The organism is Wujia chipingensis, assembly GCF_014337155.1.
Classification (GTDB): domain Bacteria; phylum Bacillota; class Clostridia; order Lachnospirales; family Lachnospiraceae; genus Coprococcus_C; species Coprococcus_C hominis.
Genome location: NZ_CP060632.1, coordinates 1,063,997 through 1,087,158 on the forward strand (window position 1 = coordinate 1,063,997; position 23,162 = coordinate 1,087,158).

21 protein-coding genes and 9 tRNA genes are annotated in these 23,162 nt (G+C 43.5%); 19 read left to right on the forward strand and 11 right to left on the reverse strand.

Features of this window, described 5'->3' with window-relative positions; genetic code table 11:
* Positions 1-113 precede the first annotated feature (113 nt).
* The 5 genes from H9Q76_RS05055 (at position 114) to H9Q76_RS05075 (ending at position 6,184) form a co-directional block, all read left to right on the forward strand.
* A complete protein-coding gene (locus H9Q76_RS05055) occupies positions 114-377 on the forward strand; it encodes a DUF4160 domain-containing protein (protein ID WP_118670833.1) in 264 nt (87 codons plus the stop codon).
* Positions 378-389: 12 nt separating this feature from the next.
* On the forward strand, positions 390-692 hold the full coding sequence (locus tag H9Q76_RS05060) for a DUF2442 domain-containing protein (protein ID WP_207660254.1): 303 nt from the start codon (positions 390-392) through the stop codon (positions 690-692).
* A gap of 71 nt (positions 693-763) precedes the next feature.
* Positions 764-1,471 (forward strand): ion transporter, encoded by a 708-nt coding sequence (locus H9Q76_RS05065; RefSeq protein WP_118734027.1) that lies wholly within the window; start codon positions 764-766, stop codon positions 1,469-1,471.
* Positions 1,472-1,477: 6 nt separating this feature from the next.
* Complete coding sequence (locus H9Q76_RS05070; RefSeq protein ID WP_249321779.1) at positions 1,478-3,595, forward strand: zinc-ribbon domain-containing protein; 2,118 nt, start codon at positions 1,478-1,480, stop codon at positions 3,593-3,595.
* A 129-nt stretch (positions 3,596-3,724) separates the two neighbouring features.
* The gene (locus H9Q76_RS05075) at positions 3,725-6,184 is read left to right on the forward strand and encodes a transglutaminase domain-containing protein (protein ID WP_249321780.1); all 2,460 of its coding nucleotides are present in this window, start codon (positions 3,725-3,727) and stop codon (positions 6,182-6,184) included.
* Between the two features lie 46 nt (positions 6,185-6,230).
* Here the strand turns inward: H9Q76_RS05075 and H9Q76_RS05080 are convergent.
* The 7 genes from H9Q76_RS05080 to H9Q76_RS05110 form a co-directional block, all read right to left on the reverse strand.
* Positions 6,231-6,312: transfer RNA gene (locus H9Q76_RS05080), tRNA-Leu, on the reverse strand.
* Positions 6,313-6,449: 137 nt separating this feature from the next.
* A tRNA-Lys gene (locus H9Q76_RS05085) sits at positions 6,450-6,522 on the reverse strand.
* Positions 6,523-6,538: 16 nt separating this feature from the next.
* Positions 6,539-6,610 (reverse strand) — tRNA-Gln (locus H9Q76_RS05090).
* A 42-nt stretch (positions 6,611-6,652) separates the two neighbouring features.
* Positions 6,653-6,726, reverse strand: a tRNA-His gene (locus H9Q76_RS05095).
* A 15-nt stretch (positions 6,727-6,741) separates the two neighbouring features.
* Positions 6,742-6,815, reverse strand: a tRNA-Arg gene (locus tag H9Q76_RS05100).
* Positions 6,816-6,855: 40 nt separating this feature from the next.
* Positions 6,856-6,926 (reverse strand) — tRNA-Gly (locus tag H9Q76_RS05105).
* Positions 6,927-6,959: 33 nt separating this feature from the next.
* Positions 6,960-7,034 (reverse strand) — tRNA-Pro (locus tag H9Q76_RS05110).
* A 191-nt stretch (positions 7,035-7,225) separates the two neighbouring features.
* Between H9Q76_RS05110 and H9Q76_RS05115 the strand changes: the two genes are divergently transcribed.
* The 4 genes from H9Q76_RS05115 (at position 7,226) to H9Q76_RS05130 (ending at position 9,662) form a co-directional block, all read left to right on the forward strand.
* Complete coding sequence (locus tag H9Q76_RS05115) at positions 7,226-8,173, forward strand: AEC family transporter (RefSeq protein ID WP_196020065.1); 948 nt, start codon at positions 7,226-7,228, stop codon at positions 8,171-8,173.
* A gap of 129 nt (positions 8,174-8,302) precedes the next feature.
* Positions 8,303-8,375: transfer RNA gene (locus H9Q76_RS05120), tRNA-Val, on the forward strand.
* 7 nt (positions 8,376-8,382) lie between these two features.
* Positions 8,383-8,456, forward strand: a tRNA-Met gene (locus tag H9Q76_RS05125).
* A 303-nt stretch (positions 8,457-8,759) separates the two neighbouring features.
* On the forward strand, positions 8,760-9,662 hold the full coding sequence (locus H9Q76_RS05130; protein ID WP_117781527.1) for a hypothetical protein: 903 nt from the start codon (positions 8,760-8,762) through the stop codon (positions 9,660-9,662).
* Positions 9,663-9,744: 82 nt separating this feature from the next.
* Here H9Q76_RS05130 and H9Q76_RS05135 read toward each other — a convergent pair whose 3' ends face one another.
* Positions 9,745-10,779 carry a hypothetical protein gene (locus tag H9Q76_RS05135; RefSeq protein ID WP_021986129.1) on the reverse strand — a complete coding sequence of 345 codons (1,035 nt, stop codon included), beginning with the start codon at positions 10,777-10,779 and terminating at the stop codon, positions 9,745-9,747.
* Positions 10,780-10,997: 218 nt separating this feature from the next.
* Here H9Q76_RS05135 and ispF point away from each other — a divergent pair, with 218 nt between their 5' ends.
* From ispF to H9Q76_RS05160, 5 genes are all read left to right on the forward strand, one after another.
* The gene (gene ispF, locus H9Q76_RS05140) at positions 10,998-11,564 is read left to right on the forward strand and encodes a 2-C-methyl-D-erythritol 2,4-cyclodiphosphate synthase (protein WP_021986130.1); all 567 of its coding nucleotides are present in this window, start codon (positions 10,998-11,000) and stop codon (positions 11,562-11,564) included.
* Positions 11,565-11,600: 36 nt separating this feature from the next.
* A complete protein-coding gene (locus tag H9Q76_RS05145; RefSeq protein WP_118670836.1) occupies positions 11,601-12,611 on the forward strand; it encodes a GNAT family N-acetyltransferase in 1,011 nt (336 codons plus the stop codon).
* Between the two features lie 125 nt (positions 12,612-12,736).
* Entirely contained in the window at positions 12,737-13,582 is an 846-nt protein-coding gene (locus tag H9Q76_RS05150; protein ID WP_021986132.1) for a sulfide/dihydroorotate dehydrogenase-like FAD/NAD-binding protein, read from the forward strand.
* A gap of 13 nt (positions 13,583-13,595) precedes the next feature.
* Complete coding sequence (gltA, locus tag H9Q76_RS05155; RefSeq protein ID WP_021986133.1) at positions 13,596-14,984, forward strand: NADPH-dependent glutamate synthase; 1,389 nt, start codon at positions 13,596-13,598, stop codon at positions 14,982-14,984.
* A gap of 2 nt (positions 14,985-14,986) precedes the next feature.
* Entirely contained in the window at positions 14,987-15,508 is a 522-nt protein-coding gene (locus tag H9Q76_RS05160) for a DUF6106 family protein (RefSeq protein WP_021986134.1), read from the forward strand.
* An 84-nt stretch (positions 15,509-15,592) separates the two neighbouring features.
* Here H9Q76_RS05160 and H9Q76_RS05165 read toward each other — a convergent pair whose 3' ends face one another.
* Positions 15,593-15,826 (reverse strand): hypothetical protein, encoded by a 234-nt coding sequence (locus tag H9Q76_RS05165; RefSeq protein ID WP_021986135.1) that lies wholly within the window; start codon positions 15,824-15,826, stop codon positions 15,593-15,595.
* A gap of 217 nt (positions 15,827-16,043) precedes the next feature.
* Here H9Q76_RS05165 and H9Q76_RS05170 point away from each other — a divergent pair, with 217 nt between their 5' ends.
* The 4 genes from H9Q76_RS05170 to H9Q76_RS05185 all read left to right on the forward strand — a co-directional run bounded on the left by H9Q76_RS05170 (position 16,044) and on the right by H9Q76_RS05185 (position 21,607).
* Complete coding sequence (locus H9Q76_RS05170) at positions 16,044-16,652, forward strand: epoxyqueuosine reductase QueH (RefSeq protein ID WP_021986136.1); 609 nt, start codon at positions 16,044-16,046, stop codon at positions 16,650-16,652.
* Between the two features lie 155 nt (positions 16,653-16,807).
* Positions 16,808-17,881, forward strand: coding sequence for a carbamoyl phosphate synthase small subunit (locus tag H9Q76_RS05175; RefSeq protein ID WP_021986137.1), 1,074 nt, complete (start codon positions 16,808-16,810; stop codon positions 17,879-17,881).
* Positions 17,881-21,081 carry a carbamoyl-phosphate synthase large subunit gene (carB, locus tag H9Q76_RS05180; RefSeq protein WP_249321781.1) on the forward strand — a complete coding sequence of 1,067 codons (3,201 nt, stop codon included), beginning with the start codon at positions 17,881-17,883 and terminating at the stop codon, positions 21,079-21,081. Before H9Q76_RS05175 ends, carB begins: the two co-directional genes overlap by 1 nt.
* A gap of 61 nt (positions 21,082-21,142) precedes the next feature.
* The gene (locus H9Q76_RS05185) at positions 21,143-21,607 is read left to right on the forward strand and encodes a hypothetical protein (protein ID WP_118373831.1); all 465 of its coding nucleotides are present in this window, start codon (positions 21,143-21,145) and stop codon (positions 21,605-21,607) included.
* Here H9Q76_RS05185 and H9Q76_RS05190 read toward each other — a convergent pair.
* Positions 21,597-21,932: a helix-turn-helix domain-containing protein gene (locus H9Q76_RS05190; RefSeq protein ID WP_021986140.1), complete on the reverse strand. Its 336-nt coding sequence runs from the start codon at positions 21,930-21,932 to the stop codon at positions 21,597-21,599. The genes H9Q76_RS05185 and H9Q76_RS05190 overlap by 11 nt on opposite strands.
* Complete coding sequence (locus H9Q76_RS13975) at positions 21,857-22,216, reverse strand: helix-turn-helix transcriptional regulator (RefSeq protein ID WP_408646520.1); 360 nt, start codon at positions 22,214-22,216, stop codon at positions 21,857-21,859. Before H9Q76_RS13975 ends, H9Q76_RS05190 begins: the two co-directional genes overlap by 76 nt.
* Before the next feature lie 105 nt (positions 22,217-22,321).
* Between H9Q76_RS13975 and thyA the strand changes: the two genes are divergently transcribed.
* Positions 22,322-23,152, forward strand: a complete 831-nt coding sequence (thyA, locus tag H9Q76_RS05195; RefSeq protein ID WP_021986141.1) for a thymidylate synthase — start codon at positions 22,322-22,324, stop codon at positions 23,150-23,152.
* Positions 23,153-23,162: the final 10 nt, after the last annotated feature.

Consider the following 23,162-nt stretch of genomic DNA (forward strand, 5'->3'; position numbering starts at 1 on the left):
TGGGAAGTGTATTTCGGGGATAGAAAAATCTGGCAAGTATGTCTGAAATATATTGATAAATTACAATGTAGATGTTACGATATATTTGAGATAAATATTAAAGGGGGAATTATATGCCAGAGTTAAGTAGATTTGGGGGAATGGTCATTTATATGTTGTTTATGGATACAAAACAACATAATAAACCCCATGTTCATGTATATTATGGAGAGTATGAGGCAGCAATAGGAATAGATGGTGAATTGCTGGCAGGCTCATTGCCATATAAACAATTAAAAATGGTAACGGGCTGGCTTGCATTTCACGAAGAAGAGGCATATGCCGCATGGAATTTGGCGGTGCGTGGAGAACATTTTAATAAAATTAAACCTATGTAAAGGAGGTGCTTCATGATGTACGTTGTAGATGGAGTTTGTTATGCGGCAAGTGAAGCAAAAGAAATAAAAGTAAAAGATGCAACATTGCTTCGCGGCGGAATGATTCTTGTAACATTTTCAAATGGTGAAAAAAGATTGTTTGATACGACATTGTTGACAGGAAGTGCATTTGAACCGTTAAAAGATGAGGAAGTGTTGAAAAATATGAGCGTTTTCCACGGTGTTATTACATGGATGGATGGTGAAATAGATATAGCACCAGAAACTGTCTATCAGGAAAGCTATCCGTATGATTCTTTGAAGAGCGCAATGTGAATGGAAATATAAAAACAGCAGTCAGTGGTTATTTGATTGCTGTTTTTATATATGATCAGGTGAGGAATCTTATGAGAAAACGATTATTTGAAATAGTAGAACATTCAAGTGAAAACGATAAGGTTAGTAAAGTATATGATATATTTATGATGGTGATTATTTTTATCAGTCTGATACCATTGGCGTTTAAGAAAGATTATAATATTCTTCTGATAATAGATAAGGTAGCAGCTGGTATTTTTATTGTAGATTATATAATACGATGGTTCACGGCAGACATGAAACTGAAAAAAGGGAAACTATCATTTGTGTTATATCCATTTTCTATAATGGCAATCATCGATTTTATATCTATTTTGCCATCAATAACAGTATTGAATGCTGGATTTAAGACTTTGAGATTGTGTAGAATGATTAGAACATTTAGAGTCTTCAGAATTGCTAAAACAGTACGTTACTCGAAAAATATACAGATAATTTCGAATGTTTTGAAGAAATCGAAAGATTCATTGGTTACTGTAGGTTCGTTAGCTGTTTGTTATATTATGATAGCAGCACTTGTTATATTTAATGTTGAACCAGACTCATTTGAGACATTGTTTGATGCAATATATTGGGCTACGGTTTCATTAACAACGGTTGGCTATGGTGATATATATCCAGTTACTGATGCAGGAAGAATTATTACAATGTTATCTTCGTTTGTCGGAATAGCGATTGTTGCATTACCGGCAGGTATTATTACGGCAGGTTATATGAGTGAGATAGAGGAGAAATAGTTTTTGATGGGGACAGTTAAATTGACCTTTAGAGAATGGTGTGAAAAATATCAAAAAGATATATACATTAAACAATGGGATATGGAAATGAATGGTGGATATACACCAGATAGTCTTTCATATGGAAGTACTAAAAAAATTCATTGGAAATGTGAAAAAGGACATAGATGGGTGGTATCCGTAAATAATCGAACATCAGTAAAAGATAGTAATTGCCCATATTGTTCGGGAAAGAAGTTATTAAAAGGAGAAAATGATTTACAAACTTTATATCCAGATATTGCGAAAGAATGGGATTGGAAATTAAATGGTAACAAACCATCAGATTATTTCGGAAATTCAAATTATAAAGTGCATTGGGTGTGTGCTAAAGGACATAAATATGAGGCTAAGATAAATGATAGAACAAAATCAAAGGGAACAGGCTGCCCGTATTGCGCTGGAAATAAGGTGCTGGTAGGTTTTAATGATTTGCAGACATTATTTCCGGAACTTGAAAAGGAATGGGATTATGAAAAAAACAATAGAGATATAGAAACTATAAGTGCACATAGTGGCTATAAAGCATGGTGGATTTGTGCGAATAATCATTCTTATCTTGCTAAGGTAAATGATAGAACAAAATCAAAGGGAACAGGCTGTCCGTATTGTGCTAATAGAAAAGTATTGATAGGGTATAATGATTTGTTTACAACAGAACCTCAATTAAAAGCAGAATGGAATTATGATAGAAATTTGGAATATTCACCAACAAAGCTGACTGCAGGAAGTTCAAAAAAAGTATGGTGGAAATGCAAATATGGGCATGAATGGCAGGCGAATATATATAGTAGAGCTTCAGGATGTAGTTGTCCGTTTTGTGCCGGTGAAAAAACAATAATTGGGGAGAATGATTTACAAACAGTATATCCAGAGATTGCAAGAGAATGGAATTATGATAAAAATGAATTAATAAAACCCTTTGAGATAATGCCCAATAGCGGTAAGAAGTATTGGTGGAAATGTAAAAGAGGCCATGAGTGGATGGCTACGCCTAATAATAGGGTTTCTTTACATACAGGATGTCCAGTTTGCTCTCAGGAATTACATACATCGTTCCCGGAACAGGCGATACTGTACTATATTTCAAAATATGAAGATGTAATTAACAGATATGTTATAGAAAAAAATGAAGTGGATATATATCTTCCTGATTATCACATTGGAATAGAATATGATGGGATTTTTTATCATAGTTCCTTGGAAGCTAAGGAGAGAGAATTGAGAAAAGATGAATATCTGCATAAAGCAGATATTGTTTTAATAAGAGTAAAAGAAACGGAACAAGATATCCAAGATCAAAAAAATATAATATATAGAAATTTAAAACGAAAAGATATTGGACTTGAAAATGTTATTTATAAGATTTTTGCAAAAATAAGTAAAATTAACGGGAAAAAGTATGAGCCGGATATAGACATACATAGAGATAAGCAGGAAATATGGGCTAAGTATATAAACTTAGCAAAATCGAATAGCCTATTGAGGAAATATCCTGACTTGGCAAGGGAATGGGGGTATGAAAAAAACAACATGATTTTGCCAGAACAAGTGAGTGTTGGAAGTCACAAAAAGGTTTGGTGGAAGTGTAAACAGGGGCATGAGTGGGAAGCGGAAATAAAGAGCAGAGTAAATGGAGAAGGTTGTCCCTATTGTGCTAATAAAAAAGTTTTGGAAGGATATAATGATTTACAAACCTTTTTCCCGGAGCTGGCAAAGGAATGGGATTATAATAAGAATAAAAAAATACCATCGCAGTATACAAGATTTAGTAACAAAAAGGTTTGGTGGAGGTGTAAGCAGGGACACGAGTGGGAAGCGGTTATAAGTAAGAGAACACTTGGTAGGGGATGCCCATATTGCTCAAATAGAAGGATTTTGAAAGGATATAACGATTTACAAACAAAATTTCCATTAGTCGCAGAGCGATGGGATAGTCAAAAGAATGGCATAGAAGCGAATCAGGTGTTTCCTTTTAGCAATAAAAAAGCATGGTGGAAGTGCAGTTGTGGTTGCGAATGGGAAGCTGTTATTAATTATATGAGTAGAAAAAATATTTGCCCTAGATGTGGTAAAACGAATTGATATAGAATAAGTAAAATTAATATGCGCCTGATTTTAGATAGAGGAGTATCTGGCTGCGGTGGGAAGTGTATTTCGGGGATAGAATGCAAGGGGGGGAAAACAGTAATATTACAAATGAGGAGGCGAGGTATGAGGAACAAAACAAAGAGAAGGCTTTACAGAGTTATTTCGTTATTGGTGTGCATGCTGATGGTTGTTATGAACATACACATCGTGCAGGTACATGCGGCAGAGAAAAGCTATCAATACTGTCAGACCAAAACGGAAAAAGGTGTAACATTCAAGGTGGAATGGGATGAACCGAAATTAGGGGAAGAAACGGTATTTCATTTGTCAGCGACAGGAGGAAATGCGTCAAATAAGTATTATATGACATCACCGAACTATTCGAATCCCGGAAGCACAGAACGGGAAATGCTTGTGGATCCAACCTATAGTGAATGGAAAAACTATACAAAAGAGTGCAGTACCTATGACTTGAAGTTCAAAATGACCGCGTCGGGAACGTATTATTTCCGGTTTTACGTTATGAATATGTCTTCGCCGGTTGTGTACTTTTCTATAGATGTGACGATATCCGTCTCTGACGCGGATCATCCAAGCGTCGATTCCATTGTGGAATCCGCCGTTGCGCAGTGCAACAGGAAAACAACCGGTTCTGACTATGACCGGGCATTGTGGCTGCATAACTGGCTGAATGCGAAATTGGAGTACGACAAAACGCTTGCGTGGTGTTCCGCAGAAGGTGCACTGACGAGAGGGTTAGGAACCTGCGAGAGCTACCAGCGGGCGTATGCGAAGCTTCTGACGGCTACGGGTATTCCGAACGAACGAATCGAAGATAGGGCAGATAATCATACATGGAATGCCGTGAAGTTAGACGGCGAGTGGTATCAGGTTGATTGTACGTGGGATGATACATCGGAACATTGGTATGATTTTGACCAGAGATATATGTATTTCGGCTTGACCGATGAACTGATGGCGATTGCGCATGAACATCATGCAGATCTGTATACGACATCCGGGTACCAGACGCGTTCGACAAGTCTTGCGAATAATTACCTTGTAAGAAATGGAGATGCGGCAAGGTGGGCAGAAGCGTACCGGGCGCGGATACAGGCAAAGCTTGATGCGCGGGAGACGACATTTACAATTGCGGCGGATAACAGCAGTTATCCGCCAAGCTATTCCGGAATACTGAATGGTATAACTGCTTATGCAATCAATCAGATGGATTGGTCATGTGGCAATTTCGATGTGAGTCTGCAGGCAACAGGAAGTGCGACACAGTTCACATTTCGGGTTTCTTATGTGGAAGAACATACGGAGCACAGATGGGATGCGGGAACTGTGACAAAAGCAGCAACCTGTACACAGAAGGGGATTCGGACTTATAGATGCACAGCGGCTGGCTGTAAGCAGACAAGGACAGAGGAGCTTCCGGCACTCGGACATAGCATGACCAGAGTTGTATCCGAACGGGTTGCACCGACGAATCAGAATGATGGCAGGGAACAGGTAATCGGCTGTTCCAGATGTGATTATACAGAAGGAGGCGCTGCAATCTCGAAGCTTGCGTCTGTTGCGTACAGTACGCATGTGCAGTCGATTGGCTGGCAGGACGTGCGATATAATGGAACGATGGCAGGCACATCGGGGATGGCGAAGCGCCTTGAGGCGATTCGGATCAATATTCAGAACGAATCCAATCTTGGGATTCAGTATACGACGCACTGTCAGACCTATGGCTGGCTTCCTTGGTCCTACAATGGAGAGACGAATGGAACGAGCGGGGAAAGCAAACGGTTAGAGGCGATTAAGATTCAGCTTACCGGTGCTGATGCCGGTAAATATGACGTATATTATCGGGTGCATGCACAGTCATTTGGCTGGCTTGGCTGGGCGAAGAACGGCGAACCATCCGGTACAGCTGGACTGGCGAAACGTCTCGAGGGAATCCAGATTGTTGTCCTGCCTGCAGGCAGTGCAGCGCCATCTGTGAATTATGCAGGCGTGAATGCATCCGGCTCTGCGTATCGTACAAGAGCGTATGTAAATGGAACATCGTCAAACAGTATTGCGATTCCGGGGTACAACAGTCAGCCGAATGTCATGTACAAGACACATGTGCAGTCATTTGGATGGCAGAATTGGAAGCTGAACGGAGATTGCTCCGGGACATTCGGCAAGAGCAAACGGCTGGAAGGAATCAATATCAAGCTGTCAAACTGTGGTTATTCCGGTAGTGTGCAGTACAGAACGCACATCCAGAGCTATGGATGGGAGAGCGGCTGGAAACAGGATGGTGCGATGTCAGGAACTTCCGGTCAGGCGAAACGTTTAGAGGCAATCCAGATCCGGCTTACCGGTGAGATGGCACAGCATTATGATATCTATTACCGGGTGCATGCGCAGCATTTTGGATGGCTTGGCTGGGCGAAGAACGGAGAGTCTTCCGGAACCGCGGGATATGCTTACCGGCTGGAAGGAATCCAGATTCTTCTGGTGCCGAAAGGGGCAGCAGCACCGGCATCGAATTATGGTGGGATGATACAGAATAATCCGAATACGTTTATAGCACGATAACAGAGATAAAAAAAGCAAGAGTTCAAACTCTTGCTTTTTTATGGAATGCGGGTGACAGGACTTGAACCTGCACGGGGTTGCCCACTAGAACCTAAATCTAGCGCGTCTGCCAATTCCGCCACACCCGCATGTGAATTGTGAAATTAATATATTATAATATGAAAGAACGAAAGCTAAATCCATGCCCCTCCGTAAGCTGCGCTTACTTCGGTCACGGGCTGTCGCCCTAATAAAAAATTAGCAGATGAATTCATCTGCCAAAGAGTGAGCCACGGGGGAATCGAACCCCCGACAACTTGATTAAAAGTCAAGTGCTCTACCGACTGAGCTAGTGGCCCGTATAAAATAAAAAAGCTGGGCTAGTTGGATTCGAACCAACGAATGCAGGAGTCAAAGTCCTGTGCCTTACCGCTTGGCGATAGCCCATTAAAAACCTACTCTTGCAAAGCCTGCAATCTAAAAGAAGAGGGTGGATAGAGGGACTCGAACCCTCGGCCTCCAGAGCCACAATCTGGCGCGCTAGCCAACTGCGCCATACCCACCATATAATATAAAAATGTGCCCGAAGGGATTCGAACCCCCGACCCACGGCTTAGAAGGCCGTTGCTCTATCCAGCTGAGCTACGGACACATAATATCTTGCATACACGAAATGTATTTGCAAAATAAAGAGCGGGTGATGGGAATCGAACCCACGTATCTAGCTTGGAAGGCTAGTGTTCTACCATTGAACTACACCCGCTTAATCTGAGCTTGGCGAAGAGAAGATATTAAGTCGGGGTGACAGGACTCGAACCTGCGACCTCCTGATCCCAAATCAGGCGCTCTAGCCAAACTGAGCCACACCCCGATAAGGCATTTATTTGTCTGCCTCGTCTCAACGCAAGTGTTATTATACATAAAGCAGGGGTGGTTGTCAACAACTTTTTTTAAAAAATTTAAAATGCCGAAAAATATAGGAAAATAGCGCCATTTCTTGGAATTTGTCGACGAGTGTGGTACACTAGGCAATGCAAAAAGATTTTTAAAGAGGAAAAAACAATGGATAATTTTATATTTAGTGTGAATGTGACGATTCCGATTTTCCTGATTATTCTGTTAGGATATATATTAAGAAGGATCGGTTTTCTGACGGACGAATTTGTGCGTGTGGCGAATAAATATGTGTTTATTGTCGCACTTCCGGTTATGTTGTTCCGGGATATTGCAGGTTCCGATGTGAGAAAGGATATGAATGTAAAGTTCTTCCTGTTCTGTATGATCGTGACGATCATTATGTTCTTTCTTGTGTGGGGCATTGCAAAGCTTACCCTGAAGGACAAGACAATGGTAGGGGCGTTTGCACAGGCGGGCGCGCGGGGAAGCGCAGCAATTCTGGGTGTTGCATTTGTGGAGAATATCTGTGGGGAGATCGGCATGACACCGCTTATGATCGTGGCGGCAGTTCCGTTCTTCAATATATTATCAGTCATTATATTGGTATTTAATGCAAATACAGAGGCAAATAAAGATTATGGTAAAATCAAGAACGCTTGTATCAACATTGCGAAAAATCCAATTATTATAGGAATTGTTCTGGGACTGATCGCATCACTGGTACGGTTGCCAATCCCGACGATTCCGGCACGGACACTCAATTATGTTGCGCAGACTGCAACACCGATTGCATTGCTGGCGGTGGGTGCCGGGTTTGACACGAAACAGGCGATTGCCAGACTCAAGCCTGCCCTTGGTGCAACTTTTATCAAACTGATCGGATTGCCACTCGTGTTTTTACCATTTGCATATAAGCTCGGATTTGCACCGAGTGAGATGGTAGCGATTTTGATTATGCTGGCATCCCCGACGACGGTGAGCTGTTATGTCATGGCGAAGAATATGGACAACGATGATATCCTGACTTCCAATGTTATTGTGCTTACGACATTGCTGTCATCTGTGACACTTACCTTGTGGATCTTTATTTTGCGCTCGATTGGATGCATCTAAAAACCACGTAAATATGCGGGCTTCAGAGCATTTGAAAAAATATGTTAAAAAATTCAAGAAAATGCTTGACAAATGGAAGCAAGGTATGTAAAATAGCAAGAGTGTTGAGCAAACAACACAAAAACGAATGGGATCTTAGCTCAGCTGGGAGAGCATCTGCCTTACAAGCAGAGGGTCATAGGTTCGAGCCCTATAGGTCCCATTTTTATGGCGGAATAGCTCAGTTGGCTAGAGCACACGGTTCATACCCGTGGTGTCGAGGGTTCAAATCCCCCTTCCGCTATTTTTTTATGCCTGAAATTCTATATAGAATAGAATGTGCAAATAGAATCTCATGTCAGAAATGGCATGAGATTTTTTTGTGCCTTTTTGTCGATGCGCGGTTGTCGAATTCGTTCGGATGCTGTTCTAAAATATGTAAATAATGCAGGAAATGTGATTAATTGTGACAAAACATCGAAAAATGTTACAAAAATGTTTCAAATATTTCTAAAAAATTTCAAAAATGTATTGACAAGTTAACAAACATGATGTTAAATAGGGGAAGTTTGTTGCGAACAAACGGTTTTGGAAAAGGAGTGATTAGATGAGGTTAAACATCGAAAAGCTAATGATAGGATTTGTGATGATCTTAGCAGTATGTTTATACGCACCAACATTATTGGAAGATTACAAAGCCAATAGCACAACAAATGAGAAGGTAACAGAGGTACTTGCAGAAGCTCCGGCACCGGCAATGACAACAGAGTCTATGGTGCTTGCAGCAGTTACAACGCAGGAGCGCATCGGAGAAGCTGTTCAGGCAGCGAAAGTTACAGAGAGTATTGGGAATGATATGACAAAGGCTGTAACGACTGATGTAGCAAAACTCACACCGAAGTTTCAGACAAATATGAATGTGACAAATATGATAGAAGAAACATCGGTTGCAGACAGAAGCATGCTTCAGACGATGGTCGAAGCACGGACGAATCCGGTATATTCGGAGTTCATCGCACATGTAAAGTCATTACCAGTTGAGATCAAGCCGTCACTGATGGCGAGCGACGAGCGAGACAAGGTATTGGCAGTTCGCGACAATTATGATGAATTCCTGAAGACGGTAGAGACATATTATGCAGAGAAGGCAGTTTTAAAAACCGCACAAAATGCACAGACATATGTGACTACATATACAAATCAGACCGGAGACGGAAAGCTGACTGCATCCAAGGGTGTAAACTACGGACCAAGCGGAAAAGAAACGTATTACAACTTGAATATGAATGGTGTCGTAGCAACGATGCAGGGAATGGGAATTCCAGGGCAGTATTGGGTTCGCGAGGATGGCGTAAAAATGTACGGTGATTATGTTATGGTTGCCGCAGATCTGAACACACATCCAAGAGGATCGCTTGTAGAGAGCAGCCTTGGTACAGCGATAGTAGTAGATACAGGCGGATTTGCAGCGTCAAATCCAAATCAGTTAGATATTGCAACTGCATGGTAAAAGAAAAGGGAATGTTTTCATGAATTACATGGAAACATTCCCTTTTTTCTTTTAAATCAAATTGGCAAATTCGGATTCAGCGTTATGACTGGTTATTATCCTGATTATCGTATTTAGCCTTTAAATCATCCATCGGTGTGGAACCAAAGGTTTCAAGCGGTGTCTTTAATGTACGCTCTAAGTCCTCCTGCTCCTTGTTCTTCTGTGCGGTACGCTTCTTCCACCATGAGAAGAGGATACATACGACGATGACAACCGCTGCTGCGATGATCAGTACCTTGAATACGCCGGCAGAATGATTCGTTGCCTTGGCGATGGTACGAGTCTTTACGAACATTACATAGAACTGGATACCGGTTGCATCGTAGAATTCCTGTGCGCCGGTTACGACGTTGTTCTTTGTATCAATCCAGTTTAAATCATCCCGATAGCAGTGAGAGTCAAATGCCTTGTCGGATTTGATTTTTGAGATGCCATCCTGCTTCATGATTTCCAATGTGTCTTCCAGCATGCCCTTTAACTGGATACCGAGATCATCATTGTAGTTATTCTGATATGCGGAGATCATACTGTTAATGTATGTATCCATAAGTGCATTGGCTTTGACACCATATTTGAACTGACCATTGTCGTTTTCATCTACGACCAGGAGCAGTCCGTCCTCGCGACCGCTGAATATTGTATTATACTGATCTTCTGCGTATTCGGAAATACGGTTATCGCTGAGTGTGTCGCCTGTATATCCACCTTTAAACTGCATATAGAAAGAGAATACGATCAGGACGAGCATGAGCATGATTATAGTAACAAATGCACCGCCGCTACTGCCGTTTGAATATACGTAAGTTGTTCTGCCTCCATAATATCTTCTTCTCGGTGGTGGAGGTGGTGGCATGCCCGGACCTCCATGATAGTAATGTGGCCCCGGACCGTAATCGTCGTATGGTCTAGGTCCCGGACCGGGACCGTGAGGCCTTGGACCACCGCCAAAACCGCCTCCGCGTGAACCACTGCTGCGAAAGCTACCGCCACCGCCGCTGAAACTTGCACCATGATGACTGCCGCCACCGTGACCGCCGCTGCTAAAGCCGCCGCCACCGCCGCCGGATCTACCCATAATAAACCCTCCTCATTATGTATAAATTTGTACAGTACATTTTACTCTATGCCTGTGATAGTAACATTTTACAATGAAATGACAGATTCGTAAATATAGAAAAACAAATTGTGGCAATTCTAACCATGAGAAAAGGAAACGTTTGCATATATGGGGCAAATATGATAGATTATAGTACGATACTTTAATTTTGCCTGATATAAAGGAGCGTAGGAACCATGAGAGTTGGCATGGGATATGATGTGCATAAATTAGTCGAGGGACGCCGCCTGATTTTGGGAGGCGTGGAGATCCCGTATGAGAAAGGTCTGCTTGGACATTCGGATGCGGATGTGCTGGTGCATGCGATTATGGATGCGCTGCTTGGGGCTGCAGCTTTGGGAGATATCGGAAAACATTTCCCAGATACCGATCCGGCTTACGAAGGCGCGGACAGTATGCGGCTTCTGGAGGAAGTGCGGAAGCTTCTGGATGCAAATAATTATGTGATTGGAAATGTAGATGCAACCGTGATTGCGCAGCGACCAAAGCTTGCGCCGTATATTGATGCAATGCGGGAGAACATTGCGGCACGGCTGCAGATTGATAAAAATCAGGTTAATGTCAAGGCGACAACAGAGGAAGGCCTTGGATTTACCGGGCAGGGACAGGGAATCAGTTCCCAGGCGATCTGCCTGCTTGAGACAATCGATAATTTTGATTATCGAAGCTCGCGTGTGGTAGATGATACTGTAGAAAATGCTGCCAATCCATGCATGGGATGCATGGGTTGTGCAAAAAGATAAAAATAATAGATAGATATAGGAGGATATTTTAGTTTCATGAGTGACGGAGACAGTTGCAGGCTCAAATATTTTGAAGGTGAACCGGAGGTGCTTGCTGAGGTTCGACAGATGTGGGATGAAATATTTGATGATCCGGAGGAATTTGCGGATTATTATTTTACAGAGATTTGTAAGCAAAATAAGATTTTACTTGCTTATAAGGGGGATGTGCTGGCAGGCATGATCCATCTGAATCCTTATGAGATGCAAGTAGAAGGGAAAAAGGAACTGTGCTATTACATAGTCGGAGTGGCTGTGAAACCGGAATATCGGGAGCAGGGCATCATGCACAAAATGATGCAGCGCGTGCTTGCAGATATGAAAAAGGACGGCAGAGCGTTTACGTTTTTGATGCCGGAACGGGAAGAATACTATGAGAGCCTTGGCTTTGAGAAGGTATTTCATACGTTGGAACTGGATATTGATATTGCAGAGCTGGAGGACGAGGATGTCGTACCGGATGATCTTTCTGGTGAGGAAGGATATTATACGAAGAATCTGAAAGATCTGCATGAGGAACGCGCAGATATACTGGAGCATCTGTCTGGAGAAGTAAATGATGCACTGGCAAAGAAATATCAGATTTACGCGCATCGTACGCCGCAATATCTGGAGCAGATGTGCATGGAACATCGCTGCCAGAATGGAGATGTGGTAGCTGTGTATGAGGATGGTATGCACATGGATGACGGGCAGGTGGAAGAACGTCTGGCAGGTATGTTTTCTTATGATATCTATGATGATACGATGTATGTGGAGCGTTTTGAAAGCTTTGATGATCATGTGCGATATGTGCTGGATGCAGCGGTAAGGCTGGCAGAACATGCATTTTGCAGAAGACTGGTCGTGACGATGTCGGAGCGGCATTTCTGCGATGATATTGCAAATATGCTTGGCGTGTCTGTACGGATGAACGACGGATATGGGTTTATGGCGCTTTCACTGCAGGGGGATGATTCATTGATGTCAATACTGCATGAAGCAAGTTTTTTCGATGAAATTGTATAAAAACAGATAGATTTTTTAAGAAAAACTTTGATTATGAAAGTATATGTGATATAATTTATCAGATAATGACGCACGAGAAACGATGCGTAAATATAAAGTAAATTTTTAAGAGATAGGGGTAGACCATGTATAAGATTGTAAAAAAAGAAGTCTTAAATTCGGTTGTTGTCATGATGGAGATTGAAGCTCCTTATGTAGCTGCACGCTGTGAGGCAGGACAGTTTGTCATCGTCAGAGTGGATGAAGATGGCGAGCGTATTCCTCTTACAATTGCGGATTTTGACCGCGAACGCAATACAGTTGAGATTATTTTCCAGGTAGTTGGATATTCAACAACTCTGATGGCAAAGCTGAATGAGGGCGATTACCTTCAGGATTTTGTAGGTCCACTTGGACAGCCGGCACCACTCAACAAAGAGTGGAAACGTGTGATCGGTGTTGCAGGTGGTGTTGGAGCAGCTCCACTTTACCCACAGGCAAAGAAGCTTGCCGAGCAGGGTACAAAAGTGGATGTGATCATTGGTGGACGTACCGCAGAACTTGTACTTCTCAAGGAGAAGTTCGAGAAGTTCTGTGACAATGTATATATCATGACAGATGATGGTTCTCTTGGTGAGCAGGGCGTTGTTACAAAGAAGCTGCAGGAGCTGTTAGATGCCGGTGTGAAATATGACCATGCAATCGCAATCGGACCACTCATCATGATGAAGTTTGTAGTAGCACTTACAAAGAAGCCGGAATATAACCTTCCGACCGCAGTTTCTTTGAATCCGATCATGATCGACGGTACAGGTATGTGTGGTGGATGTCGTGTCACAGTTGGTGGCGAGACGAAGTTTGCCTGTGTAGATGGACCGGACTTCGATGGATTTGAAGTTGATTTCGATCAGTGTATGAAGCGTCAGACATTCTTCAAGGAAGAAGAACACGAGTGTATGATGAAGCTTCAGGCAGATCAGATGCAGAATTAGGAGGGAACGAAAGATGCCAAATATGAGTCCAACAAAGGTTCCTATGCCACAGCAGGATCCGAATGTACGAAATAAGAATTTTGAAGAGGTTGCAACCGGTTATACAGCCGAGATGGCAATGGAGGAAGCAACCAGATGTATTAACTGTAAGAACAGACCTTGTATGACCGGATGCCCGGTTAATGTACCGATTCCTGGATTTATCGAGCAGGTAGCTGCCGGTAACTTCGAGAAAGCATACGAGATCATTACAAGTGAGAATGCACTTCCGGCAATCTGTGGACGTGTCTGCCCACAGGAGAATCAGTGCGAGGGTAAGTGTATCCGTGGTATCAAGGGTGAGTCTGTATCCATCGGACGTCTGGAGCGTTTCGTGGCAGATTACCACATGGCACACGGTGCAAAGGCAGAACTGAACATCGAGAAGAATGGCAAGCGTGTAGCAGTTGTCGGTTCCGGTCCTGCAGGTATTACATGTGCAGGTGAACTTGCAAAGAAGGGTTACGATGTAACGATTTTTGAAGCATTACATAAGGCTGGTGGCGTGTTGAGCTATGGTATTCCTGAGTTCCGTCTTCCTAAGTCTCTGGTTGCAAAGGAACTGGAGAATATTACAGATCTTGGTGTAGATCTTGAGACAAATGTTGTAATCGGACGTTCTCTGACCGTGGATGATCTGTTTGCACGCGGATTTGACGCAGTATTTCTTGGAACGGGTGCCGGACTTCCAAACTTCCTTCGCATTCCGGGCGAGAACCTGCTTGGCGTATATTCCGCAAATGAGTTCCTGACACGTGTCAATCTGATGAAGGGTTATAAGAAGGGCGAAGTTCCAACACCTGTCAAGGTCGGCAAGCGTGTTGCCGTTGTCGGTGCCGGTAACGTAGCGATGGATGCAGCAAGAACGGCTAAGAGACTTGGTGCAGAGGAAGTATATATTGTATATCGTCGTGGTGCAGAGGAAGTACCTGCCCGTAAGGAAGAAGTTGAGCATGCAAAGGAAGAGGGCGTGATTTTTAAGCTCCTGAACAACCCGGTTGAGATCCACGGAGAAGATGGCTGGGTAACTGGCATCGAGGTAGTTGCACAGGAACTTGGTGAGCCAGATGCTTCCGGACGTAGACGTCCGCAGCCGATCGAGGGATCGAATACGGTAATTCCGGTTGAGACAGTTGTCATCGCAATCGGTCAGTCACCGAATCCGTTGATCCGCCAGACAACCGAAGGACTGGAAACACAGAAGTGGGGCGGTATCATCGTCAACGAAGAAACTGGTGAGAGTACGCGCGAGCATGTGTATGCCGGTGGTGATGTTGTTACAGGTGCAGCAACCGTTATCCTTGCAATGGGTGCCGGTAAGAAGGCGGCAAAGGCAATTGATGAGTCATTAAAGGAAATGTAAGTATGGTAAATAACTTGGAAGGTTATGCGGAATACGCAGTACAAAAGAAATTAAAAGCAAAGGACCGGATGCCTGTTGTGGCATCCGCTGCTTTGATGGTTGTAGGACTTGCGATCTGGACGTTTATAGCAGGCTGGGTAGGTCCGTCGATTCTGATTATAGGTATTGCTCTTACGATTATTACAGCGACGCGGCAGGAATTGGAGTATGAGTATATATTTGTGAACGGGGATTGCGAGATCTCGAAGATCGTAAAACGCTCATCACGGAAAAAGGTTTATGAGTTTGAGGCAGGTAAGATTCAGAAGGTGCTGCCATATACTTCAATCCTGTTTGACAATGAACGTCAGGCACATCCGGATATGATCATCCGGGATTACACTTCCTGCTTTCCGGACAGGAAAGAGAAGTGGTACGCATTCATCAACAACAGCAAAAACCGCACGGAAGCGGTAATTGTGGAACTGAATGATAAATGCATAGAGCATGTGAAGCTGTTCTATAAGAATAAATATAGTGAATAACCAAAAATCCGGAACCTCGATTTGCATCGAAGCTCCGGATTTCTTTTTGTGTATATTATATATACGTATACGAAATATGTACAATTATGGCTCAAGTGGGGTCATCTTAAGACCTTTGTACATCTTGGAATAAATACTTTTTTCATCCTGATAGAGCACATAGCCACGCGCACCATCTTTTACGATGTAGGCATATTTGTTCTTCTGAACATTCATATACAGAACTTCCTCTACGTTCAGTTCTTTTGCTTTTGCCTTCGCCGTATATACGTTAAGTGGCTCTAATTTGAATTTTTTAACTGCCTGATCCACTGTCATAGTTTCTTACCTCCCATATAGCGATTCTATCGTTTTTACTCTTGCCCTTCAAGCTGTAAAAATATATAATCATAACTAATCATATTATAGTTCTTTCATTGACTTTAGTATATTGTATATTATTGCTAAAGTCAACTGTGAATATTGCACAAAAATCGTCATTTTTGTAGGTCGATTGGACGACTTTTTTCGTCGAAGTGACAAGGAAGGGATAAAAATGGACAAGGAAATAAACGAAAATGTAAAAAAAACAAAAAAAATGTTATTGCATGTATGCTGTGCACCGTGCAGTTCCCATGTGCTGAGTGTATTATATGAAGAATTTGATATCACGGCTTTTTTTTACAATCCAAACATCACGGAAAAGGAAGAATACGAGAAGCGGATCGAAGAATTGAAACGGTTTACACAGGAGGCTGAGTTTGCGAGAAATGTAGTTGTGTGTGACGGTGCGTATGAGCCGGAGAAGTTTTATGCGATCGCGAAAGGCTTGGAGAAAGAACCGGAGCGTGGACGCCGCTGCTATAAGTGTTATGAACTGCGGTTAGAGGAGACCGCCCGGTATGCGAAGGAGCACGGTTTCGATATTTTTACGACGACACTTTCGATTAGTCCGCACAAAAACGCGGCATGGTTAAACGAGATCGGTGAGCGGATGGCAGAAAAATATGGCGTTGCATATCTGTACAGTGATTTCAAGAAAAAAAATGGATATGCTCATTCCATCGAGCTGTCACGGGAGTATCACCTGTACCGGCAGGACTATTGTGGATGTATTTACAGCCGCTTGGAAAGGGAGGAACAAAAGAAGAATAAAAGAATCTGACAAAAGGGGTTGTGCTATGACGAAAATTGATGTATAATTTTTGCAATTTGAGAAAAAAAGAGCTTCGGATAACTATGCAATTTTTCCGTTTCACTCTTTTTTTTTGAGCAAATTTCTTGTTTTGCAAGTAAATCTAAGAAGAAAGGACAAAGACTATGAAAGCATTTCTGATACTGGAAGATGGCCATGTATTCGAGGGGAAAAGCGTCGGTTCGACCAAGGAAATTATCAGTGAGATCGTATTTAACACATCGATGACTGGTTATCTGGAAGTACTGACGGATCCTTCTTATGCAGGACAGTCTGTGTGTATGACGTATCCGTTGATTGGTAACTATGGTATTTGTAAGGAAGATATGGAGGCGGAGCGCCCATGGCAGTCTGGCTTTATTGTCAGAGAACTGGCGAAGCGGCCAAGCAACTTCCGAAGCGAGGAAAGTGTCGAGTCATTTCTTATAGAAAATGATATTACCGGAATTGAGGCAATTGATACACGTGCATTAACGAAGATTCTGCGGGACAAAGGTACGATGAAGGGCATGATCACAACGGATGAGAATTTTGATAAGGACGATTGTATCAAAAGGATCAAGGCATGGAGCATGGGACATGTTGTGCTGGATGTCACATGCAAGGAGAAGATGAGCTTCCCAGGCGATGGTTATAAGGTTGCGGTCATCGACCTTGGTGTGAAGAAGAACATTGTGCGTTGTCTGTTGGAGCGTGGTTGTTCAGTGACTGTATATCCGGCGGAGACTCCTGCAGAGGAGATCATCGCGGATGCACCGGACGGCATTATGCTGACGAATGGTCCTGGCGATCCGAAGGACAATGTGAAGACAATCGAGGAAATCAAGAAGCTTTTTGCTACGAAGATTCCAATTTTCGCAATCTGTCTTGGACATCAGCTTCTGGCGCTTGCAAACGGTGCAGATACACAGAAGATGAAATATGGACATCGTGGAGCAAATCATCCGGTAAAGGATTTAAAGACCGGGAAGGTATATATTTCAACACAGAATCATGGCTATGTGGTAAAGGAAGAGACGTTGGATCGTGATATTGCAGAGCCAAGCTTTATCAATGTAAATGATAAGACAATTGAGGGTGTTCATTACCTTGGAAAGAATGTACAGACGGTACAGTTCCATCCGGAAGCCTGTGCAGGCCCGCTTGATACCGGATTTTTGTTTGATGAGTTTATGAATATGATGGAGGTGTCTAAATAATGCCAAAGAATCCACACGTAAAAAAGGTTGTAGTTATTGGATCCGGTCCGATTGTCATCGGACAGGCGGCAGAGTTTGATTATGCCGGTACACAGGCATGCCGTTCCCTGAGGGAAGAGGGCATCTGTGTAGTATTGATCAACTCGAATCCTGCCACCATCATGACAGATAAGGATATTGCAGATAAGGTATATATTGAGCCTTTGACACCGGAGGTTGTGAAGGCAGTTATCAAGAAGGAAAAGCCGGATAGCGTGCTTCCGACACTGGGTGGTCAGGCAGCGTTAAATATCGCGATGGAACTGGAAGAGTCTGGTTTCCTGAAGGAACATAATGTAAGGCTGCTTGGTACATCTTCTAAAACGATCAAGAAAGCAGAGGATCGTCTGGAATTCAAGAAGACTATGGAGAAGATCCATGAGCCATGTGCACCATCCGAAGTCGTAACGAACATCAAGGATGGTCTGGCGTTCGTTGAGAAGATCGGGTACCCGATCGTGCTGCGTCCGGCGTATACGCTTGGCGGAAGCGGCGGCGGTATCGCGCACAACGAAGAAGAATTCGTAGAGATACTGATGAACGGACTGCGTCTGTCACGTGTCGGTCAGGTATTGGTTGAGCGTTGTATCGCGGGCTGGAAAGAGATTGAGTACGAGGTTATGCGTGATGCGAACGGTACCTGTATTACCGTATGTAATATGGAGAATCTGGATCCGGTTGGTGTCCATACCGGAGATTCTATCGTTGTTGCACCATCACAGACACTGGCAGATAAGGAATACCAGATGCTTCGTAGTGCTGCTTTAAATATCATTACAGAGCTTGGTATCCAGGGGGGATGTAACGTACAGTTTGCATTGCATCCGACGACATTTGAATATTGTGTAATCGAGGTAAACCCGCGGGTAAGCCGTTCTTCGGCACTTGCTTCGAAGGCAACCGGTTATCCGATTGCGAAGGTGGCTGCGAAGATTGCACTTGGATATAATCTGGATGAGATTAAAAATGCTATCACAGGTAAGACATATGCAAGCTTTGAGCCGGCACTTGATTATGTTGTAGTTAAGATGCCGAGACTTCCTTTCGATAAGTTCATCAAGGCAAGCCGCAAGCTGACGACGCAGATGAAGGCAACCGGTGAGGTTATGAGTATCTGTACGAACTTCGAGGGTGCACTTATGAAGGCACTTCGTTCCCTGGAACAGCATGTGGACAGCCTGATCTACGAGAATTACAATGATCTTCCGACGGAAGAAATCCATGAGATGCTGCACCGCATTGATGATCGTCGAATCTTCGTCATCGCAGAAGCGCTGCGCCGTGGAATCTCCGCAGAGGAAATCCATGATATTACGAAGGTAGATATCTGGTTTATCGATAAGATCAACAATATTGTACAGGAAGAAAAATTGTTGCGTGAGACACCTGAGATCACGAAGGAAATGATGCAGGAAGCAAAGCGCATGGAGTTTCCGGACAAGGTAATCGCACAGATTACTGGCAAGAAGGAAAAGGAAATCAAGGAGCTTCGTTATGGTTATGGTATTCATGCATCCTACAAGATAGTAGATACCTGTGCGGCGGAGTTCGAGGCGGAGACACCATATTATTATTCCTGCTACGATGGCGAATCCGAAGTCGAAGTGGATGAGAATAAGAAGAAGATCATGGTGCTTGGTTCCGGTCCGATCCGTATCGGACAGGGTATCGAGTTTGACTACTGCTCGGTACACAGTACATGGACCTTGAAGAATAAGGGTTATGAGACAATCATCGTAAATAATAATCCGGAGACAGTCAGTACAGACTTCGATATCGCAGATCGTCTGTATTTCGAGCCGCTGACGGCAGAAGATGTAGAGTCTATCGTAAATATCGAGAAACCGGATGGCGCGGTTGTACAGTTCGGTGGTCAGACAGCCATCAAGTTGACGGAGGCGCTTTTGGAGATGGGCGTGCCAATCCTTGGTACAAGTGCTGAAAATGTCGATGCGGCCGAAGACCGAGAACTGTTCGATGAGATTCTGGAGAAATGCTGTATCCCAAGAGCTGCCGGTAAGACTGTATTTACAGCAAAGGAAGCGCTGGAAGCAGCCAATGAGCTTGGTTATCCGGTCCTTGTTCGCCCTTCCTATGTATTAGGCGGACAGGGTATGCAGATTGCAATCTCAGATAAGGATATCATTGAGTTTATGGAGATTATCAATCGCCATGAGCAGGAACATCCGGTTCTGGTTGACAAATATCTGATGGGTAAGGAAATCGAGGTTGATGCCGTATGTGATGGCCAAGATATCCTGATTCCTGGTATCATGGAGCATATCGAGCGTGCAGGTATCCATTCCGGAGATAGTATTTCCGTGTATCCGGCACAGACGATCACACCGAAGATCAAGCGTGTGCTCGAAGACTACACGAAGAAGCTTGCGAACAGCCTGCATGTTATCGGACTGATCAATATTCAGTTTATTGTATATCAGGATGAGGTATATGTCATCGAGGTTAACCCGCGATCAAGCCGTACCGTACCATACATCAGTAAGGTAACCGGTATTCCGATCGTTGATCTTGCAACGAGAGTTATCACAGGCGAGAAGATCAAGGATATGGGCTATACACCGGGATTACAGCCGGAATCTGAATACTTCGCAATCAAGATGCCGGTATTCTCCTTTGAGAAGATCCGGGGTGCTGAGATCAGTCTTGGTCCGGAGATGAAATCAACCGGTGAGTGCCTTGGTATCTCGAAAAATTACAACGAAGCGTTGTTCAAGGCATTCCTTGGAAACGGCGTGAATCTGCCGAAGTATAAGAAGATGATACTTACAGTAAAGGATTCCGATAAGCTGGATGCAGTAGAAATCGGACAGCGGTTTACCGCACTTGGTTATGAGATCTATTCGACAAGAAGTACCTGCCGTGTCCTGAATGAGAATGGCGTACCTGCAAAACCGATTAACAAGGTGGAAGAGCCTTCTCCGAACCTGTTAGACCTGATTCTGTCACATGAGATCGATCTTGTTATCGATACACCATCCCAGGGAGTAGAACACAGCAAGGACGGCTTCATAATCCGTCGAAATGCAATCGAGACAGGTGTGACGGTTCTCACAAGCTTAGATACCGCACATGCGCTTCTTACAAGCTTAGAGTCATCTGACAGACACAATCTTTCTCTTGTGGATATAAGCGAAATATAGTAAAATAAAGGTAACCATGCAGATTATCTGTCTGGTTACCTTTATTTTTTGAGGTGATGGAATGAATATTGGTTCGATGAGTAACAACTATATAATTCCATATAGCGGTGTCAGCCGCGTCACACCGGTCAATGCGGACAATACGGTCGATACTTCTACGAAGGTGAAGCCGGTCGAATGTCAGACGTGTAAGAACCGCGAGTATGTCGATGGTTCGAATGAACCGGACGTATCGTTTAAGACACCGGGCAAGATTGCGGCAGGAGAATCATACGCGAAGGTAAGTGCGCATGAACGGGAGCACGTGGCAAATGCGATTCAGAAAAGCAGCAAGCCGGGCGCGAAGCTGATATCGGCGAATGTAACATTGAAGATGGGGGTCTGTCCGGAATGCGGCAGAACGTATGTTGCAGGTGGAGAGACGACGACACAGATCCAGTATTCAGAGAGTAATCCATACGAGAAGAACCGGAAACAGGCGGAAGCCGGATTTCTGATCGGGAACAACTTTGATGCTATTTCTTAGACCAGCATTTGACGTTGCGCTTTCGATTGCGCTTCGTGTCTGATTTGTATCGGATTTCACATAACGAATTTAAATATTGCAGATAATGCTTCTGGGAATCCATGGATTCTTCCGGGAAAAGTGGAAGCAGGAGCTTCACGGGATTTTGCTTATAGAAGATGCAAAGCTTAATAAAAAATTCCATCGTTGGCTTTCGGTAGTCCGCTTCCAGATGACAATACGATGAACGTGAGATGCCGGTCGATGCGGCTATTTCTTTCTGGGTGTAACCGGAGTGGAGTCGGAGACGAATGAGCATAGCTCCAAAGGTGGTTGTGTCTGACATGATAGATCCTCGCTTTCTGGATAAAATTGAAAATTGGAATGAAATAATTTGGAAGCAGCCGCTTCCAGAAAAATAGAAAAGAAATCATATTCGAGAAGCAGTGTAAGTTCAGCCAGAACATCGACTGGCGGCGCACATCTTCCCGTTTCATAGTTACTGTAGGCTTGTCTTGTAATATTGAGTCGTTTGGAAATGTCGGTTTGATTGAGATGTTTTTGACGACGCGAAATTTTTAGACGAGGCCCGAATTCTTTTGGAATCATAGAATGTACCTCCATGGGCATTATGTTAACAGAAAAAGAAAAAAATACAAGCAGAAAAAATAAGATTGGCACATATTCACAAGTGAGACTGTGAATACTGCACAAAATAGGAGAAGGAGACAAAACATGAGTAAAGCAGATGATTTGTTCATTGCGATGTGTAAGGATATTATTGAGAACGGTTACGATACGAAGGGCGAAAAGGTGCGTCCGAAATGGGAGGATGGGACTTCGGCATATACGATCAAACGGTTTGGTGTTGTAAACCGATATAATCTGGCGGAGGAATTTCCGGCGATCACACTTCGAAAAACTTATATCAAATCCGCAATTGATGAATTGCTCTGGATCTGGCAGAAAAAATCAAATAACGTCCATGACCTGCACAGCCATATCTGGGACGCGTGGGCAGACGAAGATGGTTCGATCGGCAAGGCGTATGGTTACCAGCTCGGTGTGAAGCACAAATACAAAGAGGGTATGATGGATCAGGTCGATCGTGTGATCTATGATCTGAAGAATAATCCATACAGCCGCCGTATTATGACGAACATTTATGTGCATCAGGATCTGTCCGAGATGAACCTGTATCCGTGTGCGTACAGCGTGACGTTCAATGTCACAGGCAACAAATTAAATGCAATCTTAAATCAGCGTTCGCAGGATGTGCTTGCAGCGAATAACTGGAATGTCGTACAGTATGCGGCACTTGTGTATATGATGGCACAGGTAACTGGATTTGAACCGGGAGAGCTGGTACATGTGATCGCAGATGCACACATCTATGACAGACACATTCCGATCGTGGAAGAGCTGATCAGCCGGCCGACGTATCCGGCGCCGAAAGTAACACTCAATCCAGATGTCAAAGATTTTTATGATTTTACGGTTGATGATTTTACAATCGAAGATTATCAGACCGGACCACAGATCAAGAACATACCAATAGCGGTTTAGAGCGAAATAT